Below are 12,785 nucleotides of genomic sequence, written 5' to 3'. Positions count from 1 at the left end.
CGATCAGCGATCACAAACAGCCCGCGCGTAGGCGAAGGCCCCGAATCGCTAGGAGAGTCGTTTGACACCCGGCAGCTCGCACGCGTAGATCGCGTTGCGCAGCGCTGCAATCGCCTCGTAGCGCGTGAAGGTGCGGCGCCAGGCCAGCACCACGCGGCGCATCGGCGGGTCGCGGTCCTGCGCGTCGCGCACGGGCAGGTAGCGCACCATCTGCTCGGGCTCCTTGCGCCCCTTGACCTTCGGCTTGAGCGCCTCGGCCGGCACCGACAGGCGCGGCACCAGCGTCACGCCCATGCCCGAGGCCACCATGTGCTTGATGGTCTCCAGCGACGAGCCCTCGAAGCTCTTGCGGATGCCCTCGGCGTTGCTCGAGAAGCGCGCGAACTCGGGGCACACCTCGAGCACGTGGTCGCGAAAGCAGTGGCCCGTGCCCAACAGCAGCATCGTCTCGCTCTGCAGCTCTTCCGAGGTGATCGACTCGCGGTCGGCCAGCTTGTGCTTCACGGGCAGCGCCGCCATGAAGGGTTCGTCGTACAGCGGCGCCATCGCCAGGCCCGTGTCGGGAAAGGGCTCGGCCATGATCGCGCAGTCGATCTCGCCGGCGCGCAGCATTTCGAGCAGCTTGACCGTGAAGTTCTCCTGCAGCACCAGCGGCATCTGCGGCGTGCGCGCGATCACCTGGCGCACCAGGTCGGGCAGCAGGTACGGGCCGATCGTGTAGATCACGCCCAGGTTCAGCGGGCCGGCCAGCGGGTCTTTTCCGCGCTTGGCGATCTCCTTGATGCTGGCGGCCTGGTCGAGCACGCTCTGCGCCTGCTGGACGATCTGCTCGCCGAGCGGCGTCACGGTCACTTCACCGGCGCTGCGCTCGAAGAGCTTGACCTCGAGTTCGTCCTCGAGTTTCTTGATGGCCACCGAAAGCGTCGGCTGGGACACATAACAGGCCTCGGCCGCCTTGCCGAAGTGCCGCTCGCGGGCGACTGCGACGATGTATTTGAGTTCGGTGAGAGTCATAGCTTGCGTCAATTATGCGCAAGGGTCTGTGACCCGGCTGGGGCGGGGTTAAAAGCCGCGGGCTGCGCTGCGCTCAGTCGGCGCGGCTCCAGACCCATTGCACCGGCTGCCCAGCGTTCGAGGGCATCGGCTCGCCCTGCGTGACCGCCGTGCTCACCCGCAGATCGGTCAGGCAGGCCCAGATGCCCGAGCGGGGGCACTTCTGGCCCGTGTCCGCAAACAGCAGTTCATCGCGGCGCATGCGGTGCCCCTGGATCTGCGCCGAGCCATCGACCTCCGCGGTGAACGCGACGCGGCCGGACGCGGCACGCTCTTCGAAGATCTCGATGGCGCCTTGCAAGGCGACGAAGAAATCCCAGTCGGACAGGTCCTGCTCCGCCGCCGCGGCGGTGAAGTCGGCCTGGTACAGGCGTTGATAGCGCTCGGCGTTGTAGTCCAGCTCGAAGACGACCTGGCCTGTCGCAGCGTCCATCAGCCGGAACTGGCTGAAGCCTTGCCGCAAACGCCCATCGCCATACCGCGAAGGCGCGATCTCGCTGCGCAGGACGGGCGAGAGCATCACCACGGAGCCGTCGTCGCGCTTCTGGCAGATCTCAAACACGGCACCGTCGTCGGTGCGAAAGACGAACTTCTCGTCGGACGTCCAATAGCTGTAGTAGCGCTTGTCGTTCTCGATCGTGTAGCCGCCTTTGACCGGGAGATCGGCGAGAACCGAGGCGCCTGGCGGTTTTTCGGCTTCGTCGACGGGGCGCCAGCGGCCGGTTGTGGGGTTCAGGTCGATGAGGTCGGAGGCGGTGTGATGCAGGTAGAGCCACATGGGACTATTTCTTTGCTCGGTTGACGATCGCGTCGATTTCACGGAGAAGCTTGGCTGCCTTCTCGGGGTCACCGGTTTTCTTCTGGCGATAGAACTCCATGATCAGGTCCCACGGCATGTCGTCGCCCCCTGCATTCTGGGCGCCTTCGATGATCTGGGCATCGGTCTTGGGATTGCCCTTGCCGACATTCACGCGCTCACGTGTCTTGGGGTGAATGACATAGCCCCGCTTCAGGTCTTCGTACTTCGGCCCCAGCGGATCGCCATACAGCGCCTGGTTGCGCTTGTAGATGACCTCCCGGAGCTCGGGGTCGGTCTTGTCCTTGAATTCCTTGCCGAGTGCACGGCGCTCGGCATTCGCGGCCCTTGCGATCTCTTCTTCGCTCTTGCCTGCGGCGCGCATGCTTTGCACCTTGCCGCCGACGCGACGCTTGACCGCCACCTCATAGTCGAGCCGAAGCAGCGGCTTGGCGCTGTGCGCCAAGGTATTGGCTGTGTCGGTTGCGCCATCCAGCTTCGCGGGCTTGGCCCGCTCCAGCAGCTTGTCGAGCTCGGACTTGAGGAAGCGCATGACTTCGGGAATCTTGGCCTGCCCCATGCCCCGCAGCTTTGCAATCTGCTGCTCGACCAACTCCAGACGCTTGACGTTGTCGCCCAGCAGCTTCCGGGTCAGCCACCGGTGCCGCACATCGGAGATCCCAAGAATGATCTTCTGCGTGATCTCGTCGAACCGCTTGACGGCATTCTTTGCATACTGATCCATCGGCAGGCTCTTGAGCCACTTGACGGGATCTCCCTTGCCAGCGCCACGGATGATCGCAAGGATCGTTTCGAGCGCCTCATCGGCGTACTTGCCACCCTGCTTGAGAAACTTCACCAGCGACTTGAAAACACCCTTCAGCAGGCTCCCCAGAACCGGAATGAGGCCGATGAGCGTGATGGCGAGCGCGATCCATTTCCACTTGTCGCTCGAGTCCTTCGAGAGCTGGTGCAAATTGGCAATCACGTCGCGAATGTCCGCGAGCTGATCAAGGATGGGAATCGCGGTGATGATGCTGCCGACGACTGTTTGCGACAGGCTGGCATCCTCGTTGAAGTCGCCCTGCAGGACGCCCCAGAACCAATCGAGCGCGTCGTTCATTTGTCCTCCGAACCGAAAACCAGCGCGTAGAGCGCCATGGCCTGCTCAGGCGTCACGTCCTTCCCGTAGGCGGGGTTGGCCGGAGACTCCTCGACGGGGTCGATTTGCCATTCCCTGGCGTCCTCGCCGATCTCGATGTCTGCGGAACCCGCCGGCACGCCGTCGAAGCGCAGCTGCCCGTTCGATCCCAACTTGCCCCTGCGTACGCTCTTGTCCGAGAACGTCACCTTGACGTCCGCGCCCTGCACCGCATCCGTGTCGTAGTAACGGCGTTCCACTTCAATGAAATGCTTGGGTTCGCTGGTCAACCCCATCGGCAGCCCCATCAGCTGTGCCGGATTCCCCTTCGGCCCCACGAAGCTCTTGCTCGTCCCCTTGATGTCCAGCAGCGCCGGCATCTTCAGCGTGATGTTCATCCCATCCAGCTCAATGCTCGTCTGCCCCCCCTTGAGCGTGATCTTCTGCTGCGCCAGCACATGGATCTCGTCGTTGCTGCTGGTGACCGTGAAGCCTTCCTTGGCCAGCCATTCGAGTTCGTCGGTGTGCGCCTGCACGCTCACCGGTCCGTCCTGCGCGATGACCTGGATGCCGCCCTCGTGGCTGTAAAGCCCCACGGACTTGGCGGCCGCGAAGCTCACAGTCTTGCCCGCCGCGATGTGGGCCTGCGCCTGCGCAGTCCAATGGATCGCCTCGCCCGCGTACACAGTCGCGCTGGCAGGCGTGGCCATGTTCAGGCTCATGGCCGCGTCGAGCACCATGAGCGGGCGGGCGAAGGCGGGCACCGGGTCTTGCCCTTCGCGTGAGCCTGCGCTCTCTCCGCCCGTGGGCTCGCGCGTGTCCTGTCCGTTGACGCTGCCGGGATAGTGCCCATTCTTCTGCGGATCGATGTCGTCGATGAGCGGCTGCAGCAGCGCCGTGGCGGTCAATGCCAGCGCCTTGGCGCCGCCGGCCGCATCGGACAGCTTCTGCGCCTCGCGCAACGCGCCCGCGAGCTGGCCTCGCACGCTGGTGGTGTCCTGCACGCTGCCTGCCGCCCGCTCCTGGGCGAGCGTCGAGATCAACAAACCCTCGCCGGCGCGCGTGGCGACCCAGGCGTCGGAGCGCAGTTCGGCACCGCTGCCGCGCCAGGCGCCACGGCTGCTCTCGTCGGGCGACTGGGCGTTGAGGTGACCCAGGTTCAGCTGGCTCGCGGCGTGCGAGCTGGCCAGGCGGGTGCGCACCTGGCCGGGCGCATCGTCGGCGATCCACTGGTTGTAGCCGCTGCCGTCGAGCGCGCGGCTGTGCCAGCCCGAGAGCACGCCCGCATGGTTGGCCGATGAGTCGGTGCCGGCCGACCAGGGCGGCAGGTCTTGTCCGTTGTAGAGCTGCTGCGTGACCACCGGCCGGTCGATGTCGCCTTCGATGAAGGACACGAGCACCTCGGAGCCCACGCGCGGCAGGTGGTGTGCGCCCCAGTTGGGGCCGGCCACGGGGGCCGCCACGCGCAGCCAGACGGACTGGCGATTGCTCGCGTGGCGACCGGCGGCGACGAGGCTGCCTTGTCCGCTGCCCGTCGATTGCTGCTGGCCCGCCCGCTGGGCCTGCCAATGGAAGCGCACCTGCACACGATGGTCGCGCTGCGTGTGGACAGCGGTCGGTGCCTCGTCGTCATCGCCACCGACCACGAGCGCGACCATGGCCTCGGGGGCCGTGGGCTTGGGGCGCCACAGCGGCACGACCTGCGCCTCGGCCGGCTGGGCCTCGAAGCTGTTGCGGTAGCTGCCCTTCTCGAGTTCGCCTGCCTCGAGCACCTGCGCGGCCTGTGCGCCGAGGTTATTGGCCACTTCGTGGCGCACGCGCAGTGCGAGGAATCTGCGACCTTCGTAGCGGTCGTGCTGCGTGAGCGCGAAGCGCTCGCCGGCACCGAGCTGTCGCACGCTGCCCGCGGCGCCGTAGCGCTTGATGCGCGATTCGAAGGCCACCAGCTGTTGTTCGGCGCACCGGGCGGCGGTGGCGCTGTCGGCATAGCGTTGTGCACCGCTGCCGTCGTAGTGCTCTAGCACGGGCACATCGCCCATCGACAACGCGCTCTGCACCGCGCCGGTGGGGGCCTGCAGCACGCTGGCGTCCCAGGCGTTGCGCATGACGGCGTTGGTGGTGACCTGGCGACGGCTGCTCCAGGCGGTGATGGCGTCGGTCGCTTCGGTGGCATTGACGCGGTGGAAGCGGATCTGGGAAAGGGCGCAGTCGGGCGGGGTTGCCGCGCGATCGAAGATTACCAGGCGATGCTGCGAGGGCGTGGTGTTGCCGCTGCTGCCACCGGTCGACTGTTGCTGCTGCTCGTGCTCGAACCGAAAGCTCAGGCCCTCTTCCGCGAGCAGGCGCAGCACGAAGGCCAGGTCCGACTCGCGGTACTGCACGCAGGTGGGCCGCACGGGCATCTCCTGCGTGACTTCGAAGCTGAAGCTGGCGGTCGTGTGATCGGCGAACACTTCGCTGACGATGTCCTGCACATGCTTGGCGGCGTACACGAAGCTGTCGCGGCGCAGGCCCAGCGCGGCGAGCCAGGGCTGCAGGTGCAGCCGGTAGCGCGCCAGGCCGCCGTCACCGCCCAGCGCGTCGACGGCCGTGAGGTAGCCGTGCCAGGTGCGAAAGCTGCCGTTGGCCAGCAGCAGGCGCAGGCTCAGCTCTTCGCCGATCAGCGCGAACGGGTCGAACTCGCTCGACGTGGCCAGCGTGTCGATGGTGAAGTCGAAGAGTTCGTTGAGGCCTTCGCTGCCAGTGAAGCGCTCGACGACGACGGCGTTCTGCGGCGCCGACGCGGGCAGCTGCAGCTTGATGAGCCGCGCCTGATCCGACAGCCGTGCGACGTTCAGGCCTTCGAGTTTCCATGGCGTCGGCATGAAGCTGCTTGATGTGTCTGATGACATGGATATCCACCTCCCTGGTGTCAGTGCCGGTCGTGCCGGCCTTCGTTCGATGCATGGCCGCGCGCGATCTTCTCGCCCTGTCGGTTCAGGGGTTGGTCGATCGACATCGCGTGGACCGAAAAAATCCTAGTTCGCCAACGTTGCATGTGCGTTTGCTGTGCCACAGCTGAATTTCATGACCGCAGGCGGCGGAAACACGGTGTTCGATCCGAACAGCCCGTAGCGCTTGGCATTGATCGTGACGGTCTGGGTGAACGAGCCGGCCAGTCCCAGGCTGGACGCGGTCGGGTTCGTCTCATCGAAGCTCAAGATCTGCGCAGGCAGGAACGGATCTTTGGGCATGTCGAGTACCACATGAATGGCAGCTGTCGGGACGGTTTCATTTCCAAGACGGATTCCGAACCAGCTGCGCGTCACGAACGTGGAGGACTTTTCCAGCCACGCGTCATGGACCGAGCAATCGCCAAAAGACGGTGCATCGAAACGAAGCTTTGCCAACAGCCTTCCCTGGGCCCGGCTCTCATCGCTCGATACCGCGGTTGAAGTGTCGGAAGTGCTCGTGTTCACCCGATAGCCGCGGTACGCCACAGCCGATGCGATGAGGACTGCAACAACAACTGCGGCAAGTAGAGCGAATCGCTTCATAGGGCAAAAGAACGGCTGTGCAGCGCACAGGCCACACCGGCCGCACCCGCCAGCCGGGCAACGTCTTCCACACTCAACGCCGGCCCGCCAGCCGCAGCAATGACCTCCGGCGGCAACTCGGGCAGCTTGCCCGCACCGCTGGTTCGCAAGGTCTCGCCCGGCTGGATGGCCAGGCCGCCCTCTTCCATGTAGCGCCGGATATGTTCCCACAGACGCCAGAGTGCTGCGTCTTCGTACCATCCGAGGTAGCCGATCAAGGCAATGCCTTCCAGCTTGCGCGGATTCCGGGCCTCGCCCCACAGCAGGCGCAGCACATGGGTGTCGCGGGCCGCCTCGCCAGTGAGTTGCATGATCTTGTAGCTGCGGGCCTGCAAATCGTCCCACGAGGTGGTGATCACTTTATCGATACCCACGCGCTCCCAGAAGCGCCAGAAACGTAAGCGTCCCAGCATGCAGATGCTGACTTCTCGGGTCTTGCGGTTGAAGACTACAGGGATATCGCGAGGGCTTAGATAGGTGGCGCGGATAACGTGAGAGAAAGGAAAAAAGCTAACAGCAAAGAAAAGACTTCCAAGAAAAAAACGAACGACGTTTGGTCGAAGTAGCGCTTCAAAAATAAACCACCCTCCCATCGCCATTCCTGCCAAGAAAAGAACCGTAAGGGTATTTCCATTCCCCACCGTCTCCCCGGTTCCAGAGGGTGCGCCAATCTCAATCGCATGCGGATGCACTGCCAGCAGCGAATCACAGGTGCTGGCGCTCTCGTGCACGGGCTGCTTCTTGTCCTCGGGCGCCACACGCGTGATCGTTCCATTGAGCATCGACCGCAGCGCCTCGCCGATCTCGTCAAACTGCGTTTCCGGCCCTTGCCAATCCGGCAGCAGCACGTTGTATTCGGGTAGCTTTTTCATGTCACGCCGTCATCCCCTCACCGTCGGCATCGATTGATTTTTTGACAGCCGCTCGCGCCTGACTGATGGAGATCGAGTGCACTTCAGCTTGCACCCTAAGTCGCCGCATCAGCCGCACCCGCCAACCGAGCGACCTCTTCCACGCTCAACGCCGGGCCGCCGGCCGCAGCAATGACCTCCGGCGGCAACTCGGGCAGCTTGCCCGCACCGCTGGTGCGCAAGGTCTCGCCCGGTTGGATGGGCGGGCCGTTCTCTTCCATGTAGCGCCGGATGTGCTCCCACAGACGCCAGAGCGCAGCGTCTTCGTACCAGCCGAGGTAGCCGATCAAGGCGATGCCTTCCAGCTTGCGCGGGTTCCGGGCCTCGCCCCACAGCAGGCGCAGCACATGGGTGTCGCGGGCCGCCTCGCCAGTGAGTTGCATGACCTTGTAGCTGCGGGCCTGCAAATCGTCCCACGAGGTGGTGATCACTTTGTCGATGCCCACGCGCTCCCAGAAGCGCCAGAAGCGCAAGCGCCCCAACACGCAGATGCTGACTTCGCGGGTCTTTCGGTTGAAAACCACGGGAATGTCGCGGGGGGCAAGGTGGGACATCCGCAGAGCGAATGAGAAGGGGAAGAAGCCAATCGCAAAAATAATGCTTCCGCTAGCAAGAAAAAAAACGCTCGAAGACATCAATCCTTCCCAAAGAAACCAAGCCCCGAATCCCATGAATCCCAAGAAGAAAACCGCATAGGTATTCCCATTCCCCACTGCCTCCCCGGTTCCAGAAGGCGCACCAACCTCAATGGCATGCGGATGTACCGCCAACAGCGAATTGCAAGTGCTGGCACTCTCGTGCACCGGCTGCTTCTTGTCTTCAGGCGCCACGCGCGTGATCGTTCCATTGAGCATCGGCCGCAGCGCCTCGCCGATCTCGTCAAACTGCGTCTCCAGCCCTTGCCAATCCGGCAGCAGCACGTTGTATTCGGGTAGTTTCTTCATATCAGTCAGTCATCGTCTGGTCCACCACATAGTCTCCGCTGGTGGCGTCGACCAGCACCTGGACCTGGACCTGGGCTCGTGGGTAGAGCAGCCCGTCGGTGTCAATGGTGATATGGGTGAAATCGCCCTCGTCACTGCGTTGAGGGCGCTCCAAGCCCTTCAAGCTCAGCGGTGGTGCAGGCGACACGCTGCGACCCAGCATGTAGATCAAAGTCGAGATGCCGTCGCGGCCCCCCAGCGTGATGCCGATGGTCCATTCGAGGCTGTCGCGCAATGCCTTGGGCATCCACAGCTTCAGTTCGACGGTCTTGTACAGACCGCTGTGGCCTTCGAACGGGTCTTTCACGAACAGCGCTCCCAGCCCACCATTGCCGCGCGCGATGCCGGCCCCGGTGGTAGCCATGGTGTTCATGCCGTACTCGAATTCGACGCGGATGCCCATGAGCAGCTTGTTGAGTTCCTGCTGCTCCACTTCCAGGCTGCCCCATCTGTCCCTGGCGCCGCCCCAAATGGTCTTGGCAGCCCATTCTTCGGTGGGGGCGTCCTGCAGCAGCATGGCGATGTAGCCGACACCGATGGCCAGACCGATCAAGATCAGTCCCCAGCCGGTCCATGACAGGCCCAGCAAGCCCGCGCTTGCAACAGAGCCACTGATTTGCCCAGCAGCCGCCAGCCCAGCCACACCGGCGAATCCGAACAACGCTCCGGATACTACGTAGGCCGTAGCAGCGTCTTCATCATCGTTGCGCCCTCGCTTCCAGGCATTGGTGAACGACAACCCCGCATCCACAAACAACCCCGCAGCCGACAACCTGCTCGCCATCAGCTTCAGCATGTTCGCCTTCGACGCCCATGCACTGTTCGCCTTGGCAATCTGCTCGGCAACTTCAAGGCTCGCGCCCGTGATGCCCAGGCCCGAGCCGGCCAGCCCAAACCACGCAGCCGTGCGCTGGTCTTGCGTGCCGTTCTCCAGCATCTTGATGGACTTGGCAATCGAGAATCCATGCAACACCGCGCCTGCTGCCGAGAAGGACGCTGCGCCGCCACTCATGACGGCTGCCGAGCCCTTGGCAAAACCGGAGAGCTGTGCCGCGGTCCAGCCGGCCGCACGGGTGGCCGCTTGCGTTGCAGGCGCGGTGGCGCTGCCGACCGCCCGCCCCGCCGCAGTGGCGACATTGCCCGCAGAGCGGCCCGCCTGAGCGGCGGCGTTGGCGGCGGAGCGCCCTGCGACGGTGGCCTTTTTTGTGAGGTCGTCTGCCGATTCAGCCGTGAAGATCCACACATCGATCAGCGTGTTGAGGCCGCGCGAATGCCCCGCCAGTGCCAAGCTCAGACCACCCGCCAGCGCCACGTTCTTGAGCTTGCCTGTGGCGGCGGTACCGGCCTTGTTGGCCGCGCCCGTTACGGCGCCCGCGCCCTGCGCCGCGCGGCGACCCAACTCGCCGCGCAGGCTCTCCCAGTACTTCACAGCCTCCGACAGGGTCATCTTGACCGTTTGCGCCATCGCGCCTGAAGGGCCTGCCGTGCCGGCGGTAATGCATTGCATGATGGCCGTGAGGAATTGCCGTGTCTTGACCGACGCCGGGTCCGTGCCTGTCGTGGCCATGCTGATCCCGCCGACGATGGTGATGAGCGGATGCGCCAGACCCGAGGCGGCGTTTTTCAGCAACGGCAAGCTGCTGACGACCTTGTCGTAGAACGGATACTTGGCAAGGAGGACCTGGCTGGCCAAGGGAGTTCCCTTGCCCGCGCTGGCATCTTTCAGAGCCTGTGCCGTTTCCTCGAACAACTTGAAGATGTTCTTGGTTTCCTTGTGGATCTTGGTGGGCTTGAACGCGTCGAAGAATGCCACCTGATTCCCAAGCAGCGCCCGAGTGAGCAGCGCCTGGCTGTCATGTGGGTTGTCAGAAGCAAAGGGCTTGTACCACTCGAGTCCCGTGGCGCTCATGTGCCCTCCCAACGTGATCTGTGCGACAGCATTGGCGTAGTGCAGGCCGTCGACGCGTTCATTGAGGCCAAAGTCATGCTCGGTCACGAGCTTGCGCGCTGCCGAATTGAGCCACGCCCCGTGATCGGGCTCGATCTTCGAAAGAAGATCCTTGTCGGCCTTTGAAAGCCTGTCGAATTGCTCCAGGAAACTCCGGAAGGGGTACCTGCCACCCGATCCGAGCTTCTCAAGAACGTCATCCTTGAGGCCCGCGGTGTCGTGGTCGATCTCCCCCTCGTTGGGAAGCTCGATTTTTCCATTGATCGGGTCGGGGTAGGCGTCTACCCTCGACATCGGCCTTGCCTTGCGATTGCCTACCCAACGAGCTTCCGGCGGCAAGCTGCCAGCTGCTTTCTGCTTGCGGAAATCCTCGCTCGTGATGGCCTTGCCATTCAGGTGCGCCATGCCTGCGATGCGTCTCTTGGTCGCATCGCCTTGTGCACCGATCTCTTTCAGCAAGCCCTCGATGGTCAACGCCGTTTGAAGTCGCCACTGCCCCTGCTTTTTACCTTCCGAGTCCTTGTACTCGTTCAGCCACCGGGCTGCGCTGTTGCACTTGACCAGACGCATGTAGGCCGACTCGGAGGTCACACCAACGGCATCGGGAACGCTGACCATGTGCACATGGTCCATGGTGTATTGCCCCTGTGAAGCCCTCACCAGACGCTCGGCCGCTTGAAAAACGTCCAGTGCGCCTTCCGGCCGCACGCCGGCTTTGCCCGCCGCCCCCTTCTGCATGCTCAACGGGGGGAACGGCGTACCCAGCAAATCGTTGGGCTGCAGCTTCTCGTCGTAGTCCGCGACAAGCGTCAGGATGGCGCCCGTGGTCAGTGGCATCGACCGCTTGGCCGTCCCCTTCGAAGCCTCGATGAGAGTCATGCGTCTTTTTCGCAAGTCCTCTTTGGACGCGTACAGGTCTCGCACTGGCTGGGACCAGGGATGGTCGCTGTAGCCCACCCACACAGAGCCCGCGAGCTTGGCCTCTGGAATCACGAGCAGCATCGCATTGGCATACGCTTCGGAGCGCTGGCACACAAAGCCACCTTCGCTGCTGGCACTGTTCGTGTAGGGCACGGCCTGCAACGGGAAAGGACTGAGATACCCACCATCGCTGACACGAAAAATCTGCCAGCCTTTGTCGGCCTTCAATTGCGGCGTATGGGGCTTCTCATAGAAAACGACAACGAATCCCGCACGCAGCGTACGCATTGCGTAGCGGCTGTAGCTCAACGCCGCCTCCGCGGTGTGCCTGTCGAGCAGCGGCCGCGCCGCGTCCTGTTTGGGCTGCGCGTAACTACTTTCCGCGAGACCGGGCCGTACGAGCAACACCGGCAATCCGGCTTTGGCGCACGCCGGGCAGCCGCCGGCAGTGCATCCGGGCGTGCCGGCAGCCGCCTTTTGCGCGCCCGCCGAATAGCTGGGGGCAGGTGTATCAGCCAAGTCGTTCTCCCTGTGTGGCCGGTTGAAGCTGCGACAGTCCGGCGTGGCGCTCCAACTCGGTCCGAATGGTGTTCCATCCCTCGGGGTCAGGCACGCCCTCGAGCGCCTGCGCCAGCGTGGCGTCACCGCGCAAGGCGCGAGCGATCAACGAGTGCACGGTCGGATGGGTGGTCAATTGCGGGTGGACCTGCAGGATGTAAGCCCCCAGCAAGACCCGGTCTTGCCGGCTCGACAATCCCGCGGAGATGGTCGCGGCAGTCGCCTCGGCGGCTCTCTGCAAATAGTCAGAAGGCAAGGTGCCTGCAAACCGCAACCACCCGCGCAGCAAATCCTGAACCGCTTCGTTGCGGGTTGCATGGGCCCACTGATCGGCACTGAAGCCCACGCCCTCCTGCTTGGCATCGGAGGTGGCCTCGTAGCGTACAAGTTCGCCGCATCGGTCCAGGCTGTACCAGCAATGCACGGGCCCCAGAAGACCCGCTTGCTGGTTCGGTGTCAGTGCAGGCCACATCCACTCGATGACCCGCCGATCAGCCCAGCGTATGAACTTGGGGTTGGTTTCACCGGGGAAGCCGCCCTGCATGCACCGGGCGAAATGTCGAGTCAATGCGTCTGCCGGTGCGTCAGTCAACAACCAGCCGCCCAAGACGAACCCTTGTTCGCCCTCCGCATCCGGGTCTGCCTGCTCGCTCAACGCCAAGGCCAGGCTCGCCTTCAGCAGATGGGTGTCGTGCGGATGCAGGCGAATCAACCGAGGGCGCTGTTCGGGCTTCAACAACGGGTGACGAACAGGAACGGTCCAGGTTTCGCGCGGCTCCGCCTGCAACAGGTCCTCGGAGAAGGGCTCGCGCAACATGGGGTCGACCAGTAGGTAGGCGGACAAGGCATCGTCCGCCTGCAGTGCCTCCCCCAACTGCCGAACAAGGTTTTCGAACATC

9 protein-coding genes are annotated in these 12,785 nt (G+C 63.9%); all 9 read right to left on the bottom strand.

Annotated features, from left to right (window positions below; translation table 11 throughout):
* Positions 1-48: 48 nt before the first annotated feature.
* Positions 49-1,014 carry a LysR substrate-binding domain-containing protein gene (locus AC07Q9_RS19220; RefSeq protein ID WP_062474802.1) on the bottom strand — a complete coding sequence of 322 codons (966 nt, stop codon included), beginning with the start codon at positions 1,012-1,014 and terminating at the stop codon, positions 49-51.
* Positions 1,015-1,087: 73 nt separating this feature from the next.
* Positions 1,088-1,831 (bottom strand): hypothetical protein, encoded by a 744-nt coding sequence (locus tag AC07Q9_RS19215; RefSeq protein ID WP_495311335.1) that lies wholly within the window; start codon positions 1,829-1,831, stop codon positions 1,088-1,090.
* A 4-nt stretch (positions 1,832-1,835) separates the two neighbouring features.
* Entirely contained in the window at positions 1,836-2,972 is a 1,137-nt protein-coding gene (locus AC07Q9_RS19210; RefSeq protein WP_495311334.1) for a hypothetical protein, read from the bottom strand.
* Entirely contained in the window at positions 2,969-5,881 is a 2,913-nt protein-coding gene (locus AC07Q9_RS19205) for a type VI secretion system Vgr family protein (RefSeq protein WP_495311332.1), read from the bottom strand. Before AC07Q9_RS19205 ends, AC07Q9_RS19210 begins: the two co-directional genes overlap by 4 nt.
* Before the next feature lie 126 nt (positions 5,882-6,007).
* Positions 6,008-6,526, bottom strand: a complete 519-nt coding sequence (locus tag AC07Q9_RS19200) for a hypothetical protein (RefSeq protein WP_495311330.1) — start codon at positions 6,524-6,526, stop codon at positions 6,008-6,010.
* Positions 6,523-7,437: a DUF6708 domain-containing protein gene (locus tag AC07Q9_RS19195; protein WP_495311328.1), complete on the bottom strand. Its 915-nt coding sequence runs from the start codon at positions 7,435-7,437 to the stop codon at positions 6,523-6,525. Before AC07Q9_RS19195 ends, AC07Q9_RS19200 begins: the two co-directional genes overlap by 4 nt.
* 95 nt (positions 7,438-7,532) lie before the next feature.
* Positions 7,533-8,420: a DUF6708 domain-containing protein gene (locus tag AC07Q9_RS19190; RefSeq protein WP_495311326.1), complete on the bottom strand. Its 888-nt coding sequence runs from the start codon at positions 8,418-8,420 to the stop codon at positions 7,533-7,535.
* A gap of 1 nt (position 8,421) precedes the next feature.
* Entirely contained in the window at positions 8,422-11,847 is a 3,426-nt protein-coding gene (locus tag AC07Q9_RS19185) for a T6SS effector BTH_I2691 family protein (protein ID WP_495311324.1), read from the bottom strand.
* A complete protein-coding gene (locus AC07Q9_RS19180) occupies positions 11,840-12,784 on the bottom strand; it encodes a DUF4123 domain-containing protein (RefSeq protein ID WP_495311322.1) in 945 nt (314 codons plus the stop codon). Before AC07Q9_RS19180 ends, AC07Q9_RS19185 begins: the two co-directional genes overlap by 8 nt.
* Position 12,785: the final 1 nt, after the last annotated feature.

It is taken from the genome of Variovorax sp. GW821-FHT09A10, assembly GCF_059418385.1.
Note: the sequence above shows the minus strand (reverse complement) of the source record. Positions and strands in the feature narration are given on the sequence as shown.